General features: G+C 72.9%; 16 protein-coding genes. 5 read left to right on the top strand and 11 right to left on the bottom strand.

Translation table 11 applies throughout. The features are described from left to right. Positions 1–251: 251 nt before the first annotated feature. Complete coding sequence (locus ACRWK8_RS14815) at positions 252–746, bottom strand: NUDIX hydrolase (protein WP_431870942.1); 495 nt, start codon at positions 744–746, stop codon at positions 252–254. A gap of 75 nt (positions 747–821) precedes the next feature. Beyond that, on the bottom strand, positions 822–1,145 hold the full coding sequence (locus ACRWK8_RS14810; RefSeq protein WP_378737775.1) for a hypothetical protein: 324 nt from the start codon (positions 1,143–1,145) through the stop codon (positions 822–824). A gap of 502 nt (positions 1,146–1,647) precedes the next feature. Here ACRWK8_RS14810 and ACRWK8_RS14805 point away from each other — a divergent pair. Next, positions 1,648–1,935, top strand: a complete 288-nt coding sequence (locus tag ACRWK8_RS14805) for a ribbon-helix-helix domain-containing protein (protein ID WP_378737773.1) — start codon at positions 1,648–1,650, stop codon at positions 1,933–1,935. A gap of 196 nt (positions 1,936–2,131) precedes the next feature. Here the strand turns inward: ACRWK8_RS14805 and ACRWK8_RS14800 are convergent, their stop codons facing one another. From ACRWK8_RS14800 to ACRWK8_RS14790, 3 genes are all read right to left on the bottom strand, one after another. Further along, positions 2,132–2,887 (bottom strand): SAM-dependent methyltransferase, encoded by a 756-nt coding sequence (locus tag ACRWK8_RS14800; protein WP_378737771.1) that lies wholly within the window; start codon positions 2,885–2,887, stop codon positions 2,132–2,134. 290 nt (positions 2,888–3,177) lie between these two features. Beyond that, positions 3,178–5,016, bottom strand: coding sequence for an ABC transporter ATP-binding protein (locus ACRWK8_RS14795; protein WP_431870940.1), 1,839 nt, complete (start codon positions 5,014–5,016; stop codon positions 3,178–3,180). After that, positions 5,013–6,731, bottom strand: a complete 1,719-nt coding sequence (locus ACRWK8_RS14790) for an ABC transporter transmembrane domain-containing protein (RefSeq protein WP_378737767.1) — start codon at positions 6,729–6,731, stop codon at positions 5,013–5,015. The genes ACRWK8_RS14795 and ACRWK8_RS14790 overlap by 4 nt, the downstream gene beginning before the upstream one ends. Positions 6,732–6,862: 131 nt before the next feature. On the opposite strand from ACRWK8_RS14790, the gene ACRWK8_RS14785 reads away from it, so the two are divergent. Further along, on the top strand, positions 6,863–7,726 hold the full coding sequence (locus ACRWK8_RS14785) for a CPBP family intramembrane glutamic endopeptidase (RefSeq protein ID WP_378737765.1): 864 nt from the start codon (positions 6,863–6,865) through the stop codon (positions 7,724–7,726). On the opposite strand, the gene ACRWK8_RS14780 is transcribed toward ACRWK8_RS14785, so the two are convergent. Continuing rightward, on the bottom strand, positions 7,723–8,151 hold the full coding sequence (locus tag ACRWK8_RS14780; protein ID WP_378737763.1) for an NUDIX hydrolase: 429 nt from the start codon (positions 8,149–8,151) through the stop codon (positions 7,723–7,725). The genes ACRWK8_RS14785 and ACRWK8_RS14780 overlap by 4 nt on opposite strands. 123 nt (positions 8,152–8,274) lie before the next feature. On the opposite strand from ACRWK8_RS14780, the gene ACRWK8_RS14775 reads away from it, so the two are divergent. Both ACRWK8_RS14775 and ACRWK8_RS14770 read left to right on the top strand, forming a co-directional pair. Next, on the top strand, positions 8,275–9,375 hold the full coding sequence (locus ACRWK8_RS14775) for a zeta toxin family protein (protein ID WP_378737761.1): 1,101 nt from the start codon (positions 8,275–8,277) through the stop codon (positions 9,373–9,375). Positions 9,376–9,386: 11 nt separating this feature from the next. Next, positions 9,387–9,974, top strand: coding sequence for an LURP-one-related/scramblase family protein (locus ACRWK8_RS14770; RefSeq protein WP_378737759.1), 588 nt, complete (start codon positions 9,387–9,389; stop codon positions 9,972–9,974). Between the two features lie 10 nt (positions 9,975–9,984). Here ACRWK8_RS14770 and ACRWK8_RS14765 read toward each other — a convergent pair whose 3' ends face one another. Further along, positions 9,985–10,956: a R2-like ligand-binding oxidase gene (locus tag ACRWK8_RS14765; protein ID WP_378737757.1), complete on the bottom strand. Its 972-nt coding sequence runs from the start codon at positions 10,954–10,956 to the stop codon at positions 9,985–9,987. A 215-nt stretch (positions 10,957–11,171) separates the two neighbouring features. Here ACRWK8_RS14765 and ACRWK8_RS14760 point away from each other — a divergent pair, with 215 nt between their 5' ends. Further along, entirely contained in the window at positions 11,172–11,408 is a 237-nt protein-coding gene (locus ACRWK8_RS14760; protein WP_378737755.1) for a hypothetical protein, read from the top strand. An 18-nt stretch (positions 11,409–11,426) separates the two neighbouring features. Here the strand turns inward: ACRWK8_RS14760 and ACRWK8_RS14755 are convergent, their stop codons facing one another. The 4 genes from ACRWK8_RS14755 to ACRWK8_RS14740 all read right to left on the bottom strand — a co-directional run bounded on the left by ACRWK8_RS14755 (position 11,427) and on the right by ACRWK8_RS14740 (position 16,761). Then, entirely contained in the window at positions 11,427–13,073 is a 1,647-nt protein-coding gene (locus ACRWK8_RS14755) for a DNA repair helicase XPB (protein WP_378738301.1), read from the bottom strand. Between the two features lie 134 nt (positions 13,074–13,207). Continuing rightward, positions 13,208–13,483 carry a hypothetical protein gene (locus ACRWK8_RS14750; RefSeq protein WP_378737753.1) on the bottom strand — a complete coding sequence of 92 codons (276 nt, stop codon included), beginning with the start codon at positions 13,481–13,483 and terminating at the stop codon, positions 13,208–13,210. A 332-nt stretch (positions 13,484–13,815) separates the two neighbouring features. After that, positions 13,816–14,232 carry a hypothetical protein gene (locus ACRWK8_RS14745; RefSeq protein ID WP_378737751.1) on the bottom strand — a complete coding sequence of 139 codons (417 nt, stop codon included), beginning with the start codon at positions 14,230–14,232 and terminating at the stop codon, positions 13,816–13,818. Positions 14,233–14,304: 72 nt separating this feature from the next. Then, complete coding sequence (locus tag ACRWK8_RS14740; RefSeq protein WP_431870935.1) at positions 14,305–16,761, bottom strand: helicase-associated domain-containing protein; 2,457 nt, start codon at positions 16,759–16,761, stop codon at positions 14,305–14,307. Positions 16,762–16,794: the final 33 nt, after the last annotated feature.

Raw genomic sequence — 16,794 nt, 5'->3', positions numbered from 1 at the left:
CAAGAATGGGTGACCCGGGGCGATCCGGGGCGGCGGCGCGAGGGCTCCTCCCCGCGTCCAGGAGCCCTGGGGCGGCGCGGGGGCGCGGGGGATCAGTGCGGGTGAGCCACCAGGTGTCGCACCCACGCCCGGGACGTCGCACGCGCGGCGGGCCGCCGTCCGGCGCACCACCCACAGGGGAGGGCGGTCGTCGTCACTTACGGATGCCGTCGGTCGGCGGTGTGGGTCGCCGCGCCGTGGGCGCCGCCGGTTCACGGACGGGGAGAGGGTGCCGCGCCCCGGGAGTCGAGCCAGGCGCGGACCGCCGCCTTCACCTGCGGGGTGAGGTCGGTGTCCGCGTACTCCTCCGCAGGAACCCAGCGGAAGTCCGTGTGCTCCTCGGAGAGCACCACGTCCTCCCCGTCGTGGGGGAGGGCGAAGGTGAACTGGCGCTTGCGGTACCCGTGCCGGGACACGTGGTCGAACCAGGTGACGAAGGGTTCCAGGAGGAGCGGTCCGGGTGCCCGGCCGATCTCCTCCCGCACCTCCCGTGCGAGCCCGTCCAGGATCGACTCGCCGGGGTCGACCCCTCCCGAGGGCAGGCTCTCCGCTCCGGGAAAGGAGGTGTCGTCGTCGCGGCGGCGCAGCAGCAGGATCTCCCGCCCGGAGTCCCGGTGCACGATCGCCCCCGCCGAGTACCGGTCGATCCCGTGCGCGCGGGCCCGCGCGGCGAGGTCGGCGAAGGCCGTGTGTTCCGTGGATTCCATGGGAGGACCGTACCTAGAGCAGCGGGACCGGCTTGGGACCGGCTCCGGCGGGGGACCGGAGCCGGCCCCGACGGTCTACCGGGAACCGATGATGCGCAGGGCCACCAGGGTGGCGAGCATCCACGCGACTCCGGCCACGACCAGCGTGACGGTCGCCGGTGCTCCGACGACGTGGGCCAGGCCGCCGAGCGCGAGAGGGGGAAGAACGGTTCCGCCCAGGGCGAGCAGTGCGGCCGACGCCCGCTCCGTCGGGGAGCCCGCGCGGGCCCGCCCCTTGAAGCGGGCCGAGACTCCTTCGGCGCTGAGGCTCGCCTCCATCCCGTAGGTGAAGGGGGTTCTGTCGATGTCGACGTCCGCCCGCGAGCGCGGTGCCTCCTCGTCAAGACGGAGCTCCGTCACCTCTGGTTCTTCCCGAGTTTCCCGCTCCCGTGGGAGCCGTGCCCGGGGGTCTCCCATGAACGAACCTCCAGCCGTTGGCGTACAGGGGGATGGTGCCGCTCTCTGGGTCGATGGAGGTCCAGGTCGGCACCGGTGACGCCGTAGCGCCGAGTGTCCACGCTCAGTAGCGTATCATCGAGGCGATGAAAGCGCATCAGATGCGATGATGAATGATGTATTGACGATGCTCACCTGTCACCTGTTAGGATCTTGTTAGCCTTACCAAAGATGCGGAAGTGGGGGAACGCCGATGGTCGGGATCAACTCGTGGACGTGTCCCGGCCCGTGCCGCTGCCGGAGCCGCCGCCGTGTCGAGGCGGCCGACCCTCCGTGCGAGCCCTGTCGTTTCCCCGTGCCGCCCGCGCCGTCCCCCGCGCGGTGTCTCCGGCACGCTCCGAGTTCGTGTTTCCCGCGACTCCTCGCGGACGCCCACCGCAGTCAAGCCAGAGATCGAGGTCGTGTCATGTCACCCAAGGGCACAGGAACTGAACTGACCGACGCCTCCCAGGGTCGGGGCCGGTCCGCCGGGAGGCGAGTCGCCGGGTCCCCGGCGCGTGTCACCGTCAACCTGACGTCGCGCTCCACCAAGGCGCTGGACCAGGCCGTGGCCGCCACGGGCGACACCCAGACCGACGTCATCAACCGCGCCCTCCAGGTGTACGCCTACCTCGAGTCGGTCATGGCCGAGGGCGACCGCGTTTTCGTCGAGAACCCGGACACCAACGAGCGGGAGCGTCTGCGCTTCTTCTGAACCCCTCCCTTCGTCGCGCCCGGAGTCCCCGGGCGCCCACCGCCCGTGCCCCGACCGTGAGCACCGAGTGTCCACACCACCGCAGCCCGGTCGGGCGCACGCACGTCGACGGTCGACGGAGGACGAACGCCCCCGCTGACCTCCGCCCCGACGAAGTACACCGTCGCCCCGCCCCGGGTCCGGAGGCCGCCCCGCCTCAGACCCGGAGGAGGGTGAGGTAGGCGAAGCCCAGGGTCTCCCGCTGGCCGTGCACGCGCGCGTGACGGTGCCGGTCGGCGCGGTCGCGGACCTCCTCGAAGTCCGGCGATCCGGGATTCTCCAGGAGCCAGTCCTCCCAGCCCAGGCAGTGCAGGTTCTCGAACTCGTCCCACTGGTCCACGGTGGTCTCGGCCAGCGCGATCAGCCGGAACCCGTGCGCGAGGGCGAAGTCCACCAGCTCGGGCAGGGAGCGGTACTGCTCGCGCGGGATGAACGGCATGGCCGCCATCTCGATGTCGGTCGGGGGCCGCCTCCAGTAGCACTCCGCGAACGCCGCCCGCCCCCCGGGCCGGGTCAGGTCGGCCAGCGCCGCCAGGGCGTTGGCGGTGTGCGCCACCGGTTCGCCGCCCCACACGTGGCTGGCACCGATGTTGAGCACCACGTCCGAGGGCTCGCCCCGCCACGCGCCGACGTCCCCGGCCACGAGCTCGACCCGGTCGGCCAGCCCCCGCTCCTCGGCGTTGGCCCGGCCGAGCCGGACGTAGTCCTCGCTGAGGTCGATGCCGAACCCCGTCGCGGTGGGCTCGGTGGCCAGTGCGCGGAGCAGGAGCTCCGCCCAGCCGCAGCCGACGTCCACCACGTGGCGTCCGGCCAGGGGGCCGAGCGAGCGGATCAGCCGAACGGCCCGCTCGTCGTCGAGCGGGCCGTTGAAGTCGACGTCGCGGTACATGGGGGGAATCTCGGGGGTGGTCATCCGAGGATGATCACCCGAGCGGAGCCGCGCCGTCCACCGGTTTTCGCCGAGGAGCCGGGCGGGAGGGCGGGCGCCCCCGGGGAGCGTGGAGTATCGATCAGCCCCGAGTCCCGAGCGCCAAGCCCCGAGTCCCGAGCGCCAAGCTCCAAGTCCCGAACCCCGAGTCCCGAGCGCCAAGCCCCAAGCCCCGAGCGCCAGACTCCGAGCCCCGCACTCCGACCCGGGCTCGGACCCGCTCCCGGACCCGCCTCAGCCCCGGCCGGGCCCGCTCCCCACCGGACCCCGCTGACTCAGCCCTCCCCGTGCCAGGCGTTCCACAGCTCCGCGTAGGAGCCGCCCCGGGCGAGGAGTTCGTCGTGGGTGCCGAGTTCGACGATCTCGCCTCCGTCCACCACGGCCACCCGGTCCGCGTCGTGCGCGGTGTACAGCCGGTGGGCGATCGCGACGACGGTGCGGCCCGCCAGGACCCCGGCGAGCGAACCCTCCAGACGGCGGGCCGAACGCGGGTCGATCATCGAGGTCGCCTCGTCCAGCACCAGGACCTGCGGGTCGGCCAGCACGACCCGAGCGAGCGCCAGCTGTTGCACGTGGGCCGGGTCCAGGGCGTCCTGCCCCGAGCCCACCCGCGTGTCCAGCCCCTCCGGCATCGACCGCACCCAGGTGGCGGCATCCACCGCCTCCAGCGCCCGCCACAGCCGTTCCCGGTCCGCGCCGTCGTCCTCCAGCGCCAGGGCCAGGTTCTCCGCGAGGGTGCCCCGGAACACGTGGCTCTCCTGGCTGAGCAGGATCACCCGTTCCCGGCGTTCCTCCGGGGAGAGTGCGGCCAGGTCGACGCCGCCGACGCGGACGGTCCCGGCCCCGGGCAGGTACACCCCGGCCAGGAGCTTGCCGAGGGTGGACTTCCCCGCGCCGCTCGGCCCGACCATGGCCAGACGCTCCCCGGGGCGCAGATCCAGGTCGACGCCGCGCAGCACCTCGGTTCCGGGCGCGTATCCGAACCGCACGCCCTCGACAGCCACGGCTCCGGGTTCCCCGGTCTCGGGTTCGGCGCCGGTGCCCGGGGTCTCCTCGGTGCCCTGGACCCCCAGCAGGCGCCGCATCCCGGTGAAGCCCACCATCACGTTGTCGATCTGGTCGATCATGTGCTCCAGCGGCCTGGACATCTGCACCGTCAGGAACACCGCCGTGGCGATCTGCCCCAGGGACAGCTCGCCCTGGACGTACAGGAACCCCGCGACCAGGAAGGTCGTCGCCGAGGTGAACATGTACGAGAACTCCAGGGGCGGGTACCACACGGTGCGCAACCAGAGCGTGTACCGCTCGGCCAGGTACGCGCGGCGCACGTCGGCGTCGGTCCGCAGGTCCTGCCACTCCTGGCGGCCCAGCGCCTCCAGGGTGTGCGCCCCCTCCACGGTGTCGGAGACGCCCTGGGTGAGCCGGGAGTAGGTGCCCATCTCGGCCAGGTAGCCCTCCGGGGCCCGCCGGGCGTACCAACGGGTGCTCACCCAGATGATCAGTGCCGACGGCAGCCACGCGAGCGCGAGAGCCGGGTGCAGGAAGACCTGGGCCACCAGGATGACCAGCACCGTCGCCCCACCCGTGGCGAACACGGGGAGCGACTCACGGACCATCACACTGAGGGAGTTGACGTCGCGCCCGGTCCGCGACACCAGGTCGCCGGTGCCCGCGCGCTCCACGGCGCCCAGGGGCAGCCGCAGGACCGACCGGACGAACTCCTCACGCAGTTCGGCCAGCAGTCCCTCACCGAAGCGGATGGACTGGGCCACGGCGGCCAACAGCAGGGCGGCGTTGACCAGCAGCGCCGCCACGATGGCGAGGGCCATGACGTCCACACGCGCCGGGGCGGCGCCGTCGCGGACGGCGTCGATGATCATCCCGAGCACCCACGGGGCGACCAGGGCGGCCCCCGTGGCCAGCGCGTACAGCACGACCACCAGGAGCAGGAGCGGTCCGTGGTCGCGGCCCGCGCGGCGGAGCCTGCGCCACACCAGGGGCGTGGGCGCCACCGGGAGGGCGGTCGGATCCACCGGGGCGGTGGGCGGTCCGCCGGGAAGGGAGGGCGCCGCGGGTCGGTCGGCCGGGGGCCGGGGTTCGGCGGTCCGGGTCATACCGTCTCCTCCTCCAGGGTCGTGCGCAGGACGGTGGCGGCGTAGGCGTCGTGGGTGCGGAGCAGGTCCCGGTGGGTGCCCTCGGCGGCCACCCGGCCCTCCACGAGGAACTGGACGTGGTCGGTGCGGTCCAGCAGGAGCGGGCTGGTGGTGACCACTCCGGTGGTGCGGTCGGCGCGGACCCCTCGGAGCCGTTCCGCGACGGCCGCCTCCGAATGCGCGTCCACGGCCGAGGTCGGTTCGACGAGGATCAGCACGTCCGGGTCCCGGAGCAGGGCGCGGGCCAGTCGCAGGCGCTGCTGCTGGCCGCCGGAGTACTCGCGGGCGCGTTCGGTGAGTTCGACGTCCAACCCGAGGGGGGACTGGGCGAGCACGTCCTCCGCCGAGGCGGCGCGGAGCATGGCGGTGACGTGCTCGTCGGTGCCCGCGCCCCCGGGGTCGAGCTCGTCACGCAACCGACCGGAGAACAGGTGGGCGTCGTTGGCGGCGACCAGCACGCGGCGACGGACCTCCCGCAGCGGCAGCGCGTCCAGGCGGACGCCGGACAGCTCCGCGCCGCCGCCGTCCCGGTAGCGGCCCAGCCGTTCGACCACGGGCGCCACGTCGGTCTGGTCCGCGCAGACCACGCCGGTGACCCTTCCGTGTGCCAGGAGCACCCCGCTCGTGGGGTCGTGCAGGTCGTGGGGTCCGGCGGGGGCCTCCGCCGGGGCTGCGGGCTCGGTGAGGTCGTGCTCCATCCCCAGGACCCGCACCACGCGGGCGGCGGCGACCCTGGCGGTCACCACGTCGGAGGAGAAGAGCATGAAGTAGCGGACGGCCGTGGACAGGGCGCCGGTGTAGCCGTAGAAGGCGACCAGCTGTCCCACGGTGATCTCACCGACCAGCGCCAGTCGGGCTCCGTACCAGACGATCCCCACCAGGAGCAGGCCCGGATACAGGGTGCGGACGGCCTCCAGCGCGGCGTCCATCCATCCGACCCGGACCCCGGCGGCCCGGACCCGCTGCGACTCGGCGCGGTACCGCTCACCGGTCGAGCGTTCACCGCCCACCCCGCGCAGGACCCGCAGCCCGGCCACGAGGTCGGTGGCCCGCGTGGTGAGTTCGGCCTGGCGGTCGCGGTGGGCGTGCGTGCGGTGGTTGAGCGGACGCAGCAGCGGGACCATGCCGACGACGATCAGCGGTACCGCAACCAGGACGATCAGACCGAACGTGACGTGCGACGTGAGCATGAGGAAGGCGACCACCAGGACCGCGACCACCGACGAGACGAACAGGTTGGAGCGCTCGTAGACCTCACCGATCCGGTCGATGTCGTCGGTGCCGACCGCCACCACCTCGCCTGTGGGCAGCCGCCGGGTGAGCGTCGGCCCCAGCCGTGAGGAACGGCGGGTGATCACCTGCATCGTCCGGTAGGCGCAGGCGTACCAGTTGAAGCAGCTGGCCCGCTCGTACAGGGGGGTCAGTGCCGCGCCTCCCACGGCGCACAGACCGATGAGCGCGAACCAGTACAGCAGGGTGCCGTACCCGCCCTCGGCCAGCCCGGCGTCGAGCGCGGCGCCGAGCACGAAGGACACCAGGATCGTGCAGAGGTAGTACGCGGAGGCGACCAGGGAGGCCCAGGTCAGGGAGGGCCACTCCGTCCGGGCGAGCCAGAGCAGGAAGCGGTCGGCGGAGCGGTGGTCCGGGTCGCCCGGAGGCTGGGGAAGTGCGCGCACGATTACCGAACCTAACCAGGGAGACCGGAGGAGGCCACTGGTTTTCTCGCGTCCCGCGCCATGGTGGCTCAGGGGATTCTCCGGGTGTTCCCGGATGGTGCGCGGGGGTGCCGGGAGGTGAGGCTGGTGTCATGAACGACATCCCCTCCGCCCGGCCGGGCCTCCCCCTGCGGATCGGGGCCGTCACCGCCGGTGCCGTCCTGCTGTGGTCCGGGCTGCTCCTGGTCAACGACCTGTTGCTCACCGAACCGGGGAGTCGGGGCAACGCCGCGCACTGGGCCAACGCCGTGGTCATCGCGGTCCTCGGGACCGCGCTGGTCTGGGCGGCCCGTCGGTACCTGGACCGCCGTCCGTGGTCCGGCCTGGGACTGACCGGCCCGCGCGACGCCTGGTGGCCGTTCCTCGTGGGCGCGCTCTCCTGGCTGCTGCCCGCGGCCGTGGGCCTGGGGGTGGCACTCGCCCTTGGAGCGTCGGTCACCCCGGCCGTGCCCCTGACGGAGATCGTGCTCTCCCTGGCGGCCCTCACCGTCCTCGTGCTGCTCTACGAGGCGGTCCCGGAGGAACTGATCTTCCGTGGCTACCTGTTCCGCAACCTCACCACCGCGATGTCGGCGTGGGTGGCGATGTTCGCGCAGGCGGCGCTGTTCACCCTGTGGGGGACGGGTCTGTGGGTCCTCACCGGAGGGTGGGACGTCCTCGCCGAGCGGCTGCCGTTGTTCCTCGGCATGGGCGTGGTGCTGGGCTGTCTGCGCGTGGTCACCGGGAACGTCTGGGCCTGCGTGGGCTTCCACCTGGCCTTCCAGGTCGCGGCCCAGGGGCTGCTGAACTGGGACCTGTTCGAGGTCGGCGGCCTGGACACGGTCATGGGCACCGTCTTCCTGCTGCCGTTCGCGCTCGGGGTCACCGTCACCATGCTGTTCCTGCGCGACACCGGTACCTGGTCCGGTCGGGTTCCCGACCCCGTGTTCGCCCCGGGGGAGCGGACCGCGCCCTAGGGGAGTTCGCCGCGCTGGTGGAGGAGCTCGACCAGGTCGCGCACGGCCGGGGCGCACTGGTCGCGTTCGGCGTGGGAGATCCACACCGCCTCCACGATCTCGTTGTCCGGCACGATCTCACCGTCGTGCTCGGCGGAGTAGCAGACCAGCCGCACACGGGTGCCGGGCGCCTGGGCGTGCGCCTCCTGGTCGATCTCCGCGACCAGGCGGAAGGTACCGGGCCGCAGGACCACGCTGACCTCCTCCAGGGTCTCGCGGGCCACCGCCTCCTCGTCGGTCTCGCCCGGCTCACGCTTGCCGCCGGGGACGTACAGGAGGTCCCTGTCCTCGGGGCGCACGCACAGCAGGCGGCCGTCACGGACGTGGGCCCAGGCCAGGGCCTCGATGACGGCGGGGGGCGTTGAGGGGAGCGGGTTCGCTGACATGTGGCCACTTTAGGTCGCGGTGCGTGAGGGCGAACCGCCGACCCGTGGTGACCTGAGCCACTAATCTTGTCATGCGTACACCCACGGCCCGCACCGGCCGGGCCACGGCGAGAGTGGACGAACATGGCAGCCTCCCCTTCCGGAACCGGGCCCGGTACGGGCCCCGACCCCTCGGCCGCGCGATCCGAGGAGGACGTCCTCCCCCTCCTCGCGGAGAGCTCCTGCGGCGGTGTGCCGCCCCAGACCACCGAGCAGCGTGAGGAGCGCGAACGCGCCCACAACCTCCACAGCGCGGCGATCGGCGCCTGCCTGGCGCGGGCGGAGAAGGACCCCGCACTGGTCGAACGGGCGCGGCTCCTGCTCTCCGAGGAGGCGCGCCTGCCCTTCATGACGGCCGACGAGGTCGCCCGCGCCAACGCCGAACTCTCCCGGACCCTCCGTGAACTCCGCGCAGACCCCGCGCCGCGGCCCTCGGGTGCCACCCCGGAGGATCTCGGCCGCGAGCTCACCGACGCCGAGCAGGACGCCCTCTTCGACCTCGCGCTGCGCGACCGACTCACCGGGGTCCCGCGGGAACACCCCCGGCTGCTGCTCCTCGGAGGCCAGCCCGGCTCCGGCAAGTCCACCCTCCAGCGACTCCTCCTGCCGGTCCTGCCGCCGGGGACGGTCAGCTACGACGGTGACGACCTGCTGCCGCTCTCGCCCGACTACGAGTGGTCCATGACTGTGGACGACCGAGCCGCCTCCACCTCGGTGTCCGCGCAGGTCGGCGGGGTGCACCGGCGGGCCATGGAACACGTGCGGCGGGGCCGCCACGACGTCGTGTGCAGCCACCCGCTGGGGCGCGCGGACTGGGCCGCCCAGTGGGTCCACGGTTTCCGGGAGGCCGGGTACCGGGTGGAGGTCGGCTTCGTGGCCACGCACGCCTCCAACAGCCGGTTCTCGATGGTCGACCGCCACGAGCGCGCCACCCGCGACCAGGGATTCGGCCGCTGGCTCCCGGAGATCCACCACGACCGCTTCTACCTGGGTGTGCCCAACACCATCGAGTTCCTGGAGACCCACCACCTCGCGGACTCGGTGTACGTGCTCTCCCGTGAGGGCGAGGTCCTGTACGCCAACCACCAGCGCGGGGGCGCGTGGCGCTCGGAACCCTTCGGGCGGATCGCACTGGAGGCCGAAAGGGGCAGACGCGAGCTCTGGCGCTCGGAGGACGCGCCCTAGGATCGCTCCCCATGGACATCTTCTCCGCGAACCCCCTCCTGGTCCGCCAGCCGAAACGCTTCATGGTCGACGTCTCGGACTACGAGATCCACGACCAGTTCGGACGACAGATCGCCTGGGCACGGGAACAGGGCGCGGGCGGCGGCGTCCAGGTGCTGCGGCAGCTCTCGCGCAACACCGGCGGCTTCGAGAGGCTGGTGCACGTCACCGACCTCCACGGGGCGGTCCGGCTCGTCATCCGGAAGCACTGGTCCTGGATGACCGCGACCACCAGCGTGAGCCTGCCCAACGGCCACCCGGTGGGCAGCATCGAGCAGGACCTGAAGTTCTTCGGGGCCGCGTTCACGCTGATGGACGCGTGGAAGAGGCAGATCGGCGCGATCGAGGGCGACTTCGTCAGCCGGGACTTCCGGATCAACGACCACAACGGGCACGAGGTGGCGCGGGTCGACCGCAGGCTGCCCGACCTCGGAGAGATCCTCACGGCCGCGGACAGCTACGCGCTGCACCACCGTTACCCCTCCCTCCCGGATCCGTTGCGGACCCTGGTGGTGGCCTCCGCGATCGCGATCGACCTGGTCCTGCGTGAGGGAAAGTGATCCGGCCGGCCTAGTTCTCCAGGCGGGCCATCGCGGCGCGGTCCTCCTCCCCGAACCGCTCCTCCAGCTCCTCGGGTGAGGCGTCCAGGTCGATCCGGGAGAGCGGCACCCCGCGCGCGGACTCGATGGCGCCCAACCGTCGCAGGGCGCGGTCGCTCGCGTACTCCAGGAGCTCGCCCGGGGGGAGCTCGTAGCGCTGGGCGGCCGGGTCGCTCGGCGGGACGTCGCCGTCTCGGACGGTGCCCATGACGTGGGGCAGCAGCTCGTCGAGGCGCTCGCTCACCACGTCCCAGTTGCGGTCGTCGGCGGCCACGTGGCGCCGACAGGTGAAGGTGCCCCAGGCCATGTGGCGGCGCTCGTCGTCACCGATGTGCCTGATGATCCGGCGCATGCCCGGGAAGATGTCGCGGACGGTGCACACGTGGTTCCAGGCGTAGTAGCCGGTCAGCGCGAGGGACCCCTCGATGACGTGGTTGTAGGTGACCGAGGCGCGCACCTGGTTGCGGGGACCGGGGTCGTCCAGGAGGGCGTCCAGCGAGCGGGGGAGCTCGTCGTAGAACAGGGCGCGGTACCCGGGGTTGGTGTCCACGTACGCGTGGAGGTCCTCGCGGACACCGATGGCGTCCAGCCAGAGCCGGAAGGCCTGGACGTGCCTGGCCTCCTCGAAGGCGAACTGGGTCAGGTACATCTCGTCGCCCAGGCGGCCCTCGGCGGCCATGGCACGCAGAAAGGGCTGGAGGTCCTCGGTGACCGCTTCCTCGCCCGCTGCGAAGAGGGCGCACAGCCGCAGGACGCGGGTGCGCGCCTCCTCGTCGAGGCTCCGCCAGTCCTCGGCGTCCTGGGAGAGGTCGATGTCGGCCGGGTTCCAGAACCGCGCGTTGCCCTTGGCGAACAGCCGGAGGGGGAGCGAGTCCCAGTTGAGTCCGCCGCCGCGAAGGGAGTGGAAGCCGTCGCGGCGCTCGGTGGCCGGTGCCTCGGTCATGAGGGGTACCTCCGTCGGGTGTACTGCCCCTCATGATTGGACACGGAAGGGGTTCGTGTAAAGCCCTGGAAGTGTCCTGGGTCACCCGAATCGCGAACCCGGTTCGGCTCCCTCGGGCGGCCCCGATACCGGCTGTGGCACCCGGCGATCCGGCCCCGCCGAAACGGTACGGTCAGGGGAGTACGACCGCATGAACGATCCGATCGGGGGACGACGTGTTCTGTGGTGATCCCGGCAGTTCCGGCTACGCCGCGTGCGCCGCCCAGTCCCAGCTCTTCGCGCTGGCCTCGGTGATCCCGGCGCTGCTCGGCCTCGCCCTGCTGTTGGCCGCCTTCACCGCGCCCTCGGTCCGGGGCGACCGCCTGCTGCGCACCCGGACCCTCACCTACTCCCTGATCGCCTGGGGCATCGCCGCCGGTACCTACGTGATCGGCGTCCTGCCCTCGCTCTGACCCGGGCGTGTCACCCGCTCAGTTCTCCTCCTCCGCGAGTAGGTCACCCGCGTCCGCGATCCGGTACGCGTACCCCTGCTCGGCCAGGAACCGCTGCCGGTGCGCGGCGTAGTCCTGGTCCAGGGTGTCCCGGGCGACCACCGCGTAGAAGCGGGCGGTCCGACCGTCCGCCTTCGGGCGCAGCACACGGCCCAGCCGCTGCGCCTCCTCCTGACGGGAACCGAACGACCCCGACACCTGGACCGCCACCCCCGCCTCGGGGAGGTCGATCGAGAAGTTGGCGACCTTGGACACCACCAGGGTGCGCAGCTCACCCGCGCGGAAGGCGTCGAAGAGGCGCTCGCGCTCCTTGTTGCGGGTCTCGCCCTTGATCACCGGGGCGCCCAGCCGCTCACCGAGTTCGTCGAGCTGGTCGATGTAGGACCCGATCACCAGGACCTGCTCCCCCGGGTGACGCTCCACGATCTGGCGCACCACGGTGGTCTTGGTCTCCGAGGACGCGCAGAACCGGTACCGGTCCTCCGGCTCGGCGGTCGCGTACGCCAGCCGCTCGGACTCGGTCAGGTCCACCCGGACCTCCACGCAGTCCGCCGGGGCGATCCACCCCTGGTTCTCCATGTCCTTCCACGGGGCGTCGTAGCGCTTCGGCCCGATCAGCGAGAACACGTCGCCCTCCCGGCCGTCCTCACGGACCAGCGTGGCGGTCAGCCCGAGGCGGCGGCGGGCCTGGAGGTCGGCGGTCATCCGGAAGATCGGCGCGGGCAGCAGGTGCACCTCGTCGTAGACGACCAGGCCCCAGTCCCTGGCGTCGAACAGCTCCAGGTGCGTGTACACGCCCTTCCGGCGCGCCGCCATCACCTGGTAGGTCGCGATGGTGACCGGCCGGATCTCCTTCCGGGTCCCCGAGTACTCACCGATCTCGTCCTCGGTCAGGGACGTCCGCTTCAGCAGCTCGGTCTTCCACTGGTGCACCGACACGGTGTTGGTCACCAGGATCAGCGTCGTCGCCCCGGTCATCGCCATCGCGGCCGCGCCGACGATGGTCTTGCCCGCGCCGCAGGGCAGCACGACCACGCCGGAGCCGCCCGCGTGGAAGCTCTCGGCGGCCTCACGCTGGTACCCGCGCAGTTCCCAGTCGCCGTCCGCGAGGTCGATGGCGTGCGCCTCGCCGTCCACGTACCCGGCCAGGTCCTCGGCGGGCCAGCCGATCTTCAGCAGGGCCTGCTTGAGGTTGCCGCGCTCGCTGGGGTGGACGGAGACCGAGTCCTCGCTGAGTCGATCGCCCAGCATGCCCTTGACCTTCTTCGCCCGGACGACCTCCTCCAGGACGGCGCGGTCCGAGGACTCCAGGACCAGGCCGTGCCGGGGGTCACCGACCAGTCGGAGCCGCCCGTAGCGGTCCATGGTCTCCGCGATGTCCACGAGGAGCGAGTGCGGCACCGGGAACTTGGAGAAGCGGATGAGCGAGTCCACGACCTGCTCGGCGTCGTGCCCGGCGGCGCGCGCGTTCCACAGGGCCAGCGGCGTGATCCGGTAGGTGTGCACGTGTTCGGGGGCGCGTTCGAGTTCGGCGAACGGCGCGATGGATCGGCGGCACTCCGGGGCGAGTTCGTGGTCGATCTCTAGCAGGAGCGTCTTGTCGGACTGGACGATCAGGCAGGACACACGGGGCCTTCCGGCGGGAACGGGCACGGTCACGGGGACGAGGGTGGCCCCAGGTGCAACACGGGAACCCCTCCGATCATGCCCGTCCCGGGGTGGGGTTCGTTACGGAACGCCCCGGCGGAGGTCGGCGCGGGTCAGGCCCCCAGATAGAGGAGCATGGACGCGATCACCATCACCGGCAGCAGGAACACCACCGAGAACGCGGTGTAGGCGAAGGTGCACGTCCACGTGTAGCGGATGTACCGCTCCACCGCGTCCGTGTCGGGCACCTTCGTCAGGGCCATCACGCCCAGGACGATCCCGGGGACGTTGGCGAAGAGGACGAAGAACCACAGGCCCAGGGCGACACCGAGGACCTGGACGACCAGTGTGCTCACCGCCACGAGCAGGGCCGCGACCGCGCCGCCCACGCGGGGAGGCGGGCCGGACGGGGGCGGGGGTCCCGCCGGAGGTCGGCGTACCGGAGCGACGGTCTGGTACGCGGCCGGGCCGGACGGGGGCGGCGGGGGCGTCGGGGTCGCCCGGTCCGGTGGCGCTGACGGGCGCGCGGCGGGTGTGTTCGCGGGCAGGCCCGACCCGGAGACGGAGGTCCGCCCCCGCTCCCAGAAGGCCCTGGGGTCGTTCCGGTCACCGTTCACCGCTGGTCCGTGCCCCCTCCCGCCGATCACCGTGTCTGTGGTCGCATACCCGCCCCACTCGGGTGGGACGCGGACGAACCCGTACGCGTTGCCCCAAACCGGGGTCAGAAGTTGACCACGGGAACGATCTGCTGGATCCAGCCGCCCGCCTGGGTGAACATCACGAAGGTCAGCACGAGCATCACGAAGAACATCACCCCCGCCGCCCCGAGGCAGTACCAGGAGTAACGGGTCAGGACCTCGGCCTGATCGGGGCGGCCCCGGTCGCGGGCGTGCGCGGCCCGCACCGCGAAGGTGATCCCGGCGATCCCGAAGATCCAGTTCATGCAGCACAGCGCGGTCGCCGCGTGCAGGATGAGCGCCATCGTGGAGCTGTTGGCGCCGCCCGTCGAACCCGAGGGGGCCGGTGCGTGCCGGTCGTCGTCGCGCTCGGGCGCCCGGTCCCGGCCCTCGGAGACGCGGTCCTCGCGCGCCCGATCACGGGGGGAGGAGGCTCCGGGGGGCAGCGGTGCGTTGCTCATGGGGTGTCCCTCGGTGTCGGTGATCGACCTACGCCACTCTAGCCCGCCGACCCCGTCGGCGTTCCGGACGCGTCAGTCGGAGGGGGCCAGCTCGGCCACCCCGGTGATGCGGTGGATGGCGAAGCGGTGCACGGCGTCCCGGGTCGTGTCGTAGGCCGTGAGGAAGCCGCCGTCCACGCTGGAGGGCTCGACGATCCGACTGACCTGGCGGCCGTCGGTGTCGGTGTAGCCGATCCACACACGGCGCTCGGCCACGGCGGCCTCCGAGAGCACCTCCATGACGGCCGAGGCCCGGGACCCGGCGGTGCCCCCCTCCGGCAGGGCCACCGGGACGCGGGCGACGTTGGCGGCCTCGTCCCCGGCCCGAAGGGCGCGCACGGCGGCCCGGGTGAGCTCGGGTGTCGGAGCGCCCTCCACGGTGGACGAGGGGTCCGGTTCGGCCCGGCGTACCTCGGGGCGGTTGAGGCGCATCGTGCCGTCGCCGCTCTCCGGCACCGGGTGGTAGCCCAGCTGGCGCAGGCGCTCGGTGAGCGCGGCGCGGTTCAGCCCGCTCACCACCACGGTCGGCGCCAGGAGCAGGAGTTCGAGGTCGGCGGCCCGGCGGTCGGAGACCAGCTCGGTCAGCAGCGCGGGCTCGTCGCAGCGCAGGTAGCTGGCGGCCGTGCCGGTGCGCAGCCTCCCGTGCCTGCGACCGGCGTCCGAGACCAGGTAGCGCAGGGCCTGCGGCAGCGGGGTACGGGAGTGGCGTTCCAGCAGCGCGGTGATGTCGGAGACCCCGCGCCCGGCGTCCAGCGCACGGCGCACGGAGTCCTCGGTGAAGCGGTACACGGTGGCGCCGCCGGTGGACTCCACGTCCGCGACCAGCGCGAGCTCCCGGGCGAGCTCGGGGACGAGCGGCCCCGGCGCCACGGCGGTGAGGTCGCCCTGCACGAGCACGTAGTCCAGGGGCTGTGGCAGCTCGGCGGAGAGCAGGCGCGCGGCGGTCTCCTCGGCGTCCTCGGCGAGCCCGAGCAGGGGCCGCGTGTGCTCGGCCAGTGCCCCCAGCCCGGTGAGGCCGAGGGCGGCCGCCTCGGTCAGGGCGGCTCCCACGAGATCGGTGTACACGGGGGACTGGCGGCGGGGGCGGTGCCAGGCCAGCCGCTCCCGGAGCGAGTCCTCGCTCGGGGCCAGGTCCGGGCCGGCCTCGCCCAGCTCGGTGAGGAGGTCGCGCCGGGCCTGCGGGGCCGCGGGTCTGACCAGCCCGGGGCCGAGCACGTTGCGCACGCGCCCGCCCGCGTCACGGGAGCCCGTCAGCGAGGCCACCCGGTCCGAACCCAGCCACGACCGGACCAGGAGCAGCCACCGTCGTTCCGGGGCGCGCTCGCGCCACAGGTCGTACTCGCGGGTCGGCAGCCACTCGCCCGCGACCCGGTGGTCGGTGCCGATCAGCCCGGCGGCGCGGACCACCTCCAGGTACAGGGCGGCCGTGTCCTCGTCGGTGTCCATGGCCTGCGCGGCCCGGCGCAGGTCGCGAACGCCCAGCCCGCCGTTGCGCAGGACGGCGGCGGGCTCCTCGGTCCACCGCTCCAGCAGCTCCTCGACAGCCCGCAGCACGGTGAACGCCTGTCCGGCGGCGGCGCGGGCGACGGCGTCGGGCGGGACCGGACGCCCCTCGAAGGCGGGCGGGGCGGTGTCGACCTCGCGGAACAGCACGCCGGAACGCAGGTGGAGGCCGACCTCGCGGGGCAGGGTCAGGGTGTCGTCACCGGTCGCCACGAGCAGGCCCCGGGCGATGAGGGTCTCGACCGGGGAGGCGGCCGTGGCCAGGTCGACCTCCCGGCGGGCGTCGCTGACGGTGCCGTTGGGCGGTCCCCAGGCCAGGTTGTCCAGCAGGCGCCGCGCGGGCGCCCCGACCTGGCCGGTCAGGGCGGCGAGCCGTCCGGGGTCCGACAGCGCTGTGGCGACCGTCTCCACGGCGCTGCTGGCGGTGCTGTGCGGGACGAGGTCGCGGGCCAACCGGCGGACGGCCTCGTGGGGGAGCGCCGCCAGGAGGGCCCGTGCGGGCGGCCCCAGCTGGGCGGGGTGGGGCAGGAGTTCACGGAGCACCTGGACGGGGCGCAGCCGCCCGTGGTCCGGCCAGATCAGGGCGAGGGAGAGCAGGGTGTCCAGGGCCGCGTCCAGCGGTTCCGTGCCCCGACCGTCGCCGGGGGACAGCCCGAGCCCGTGGGCGAGCTCCGCGGGCTGGGCCCCCACGGGCTCGGAGAGCCGGTCGTCGCCGAGCGCGACCACGGACTCCAGGACCTGGAGCGTGAACCGGTCGAGCCGTTCCAGCGCGCGCAACGCCGCGTTGCGTGAGGTCGCGCGGTGGGCCAGGGCTCCGATGTCGGCCGGGACCGGCTGCGCCAGGTCCGGACGCGCGTCCAGGAGGGCGGTCAGCTCGTCGTCCGAGCGTGAGCGCAGCCAGGCAGTGAACGTGGGGGGCCGCCCCGGCGGATCGCCGTCGGGGCCGCCCGTGCCCCGGTCGGACCCGGGTGGCGCGTAGTCGGTCATCGGATCAACGCTAAGTGATCGGGCGGGGAGGAG

The sequence above is a fragment of the Nocardiopsis eucommiae genome (assembly GCF_965344335.1).
Taxonomy (GTDB): domain Bacteria; phylum Actinomycetota; class Actinomycetes; order Streptosporangiales; family Streptosporangiaceae; genus Nocardiopsis; species Nocardiopsis eucommiae.
The sequence above is the reverse complement of the archived record's forward strand: the minus strand, read 5'-3'. Positions and strand labels throughout refer to the sequence as shown.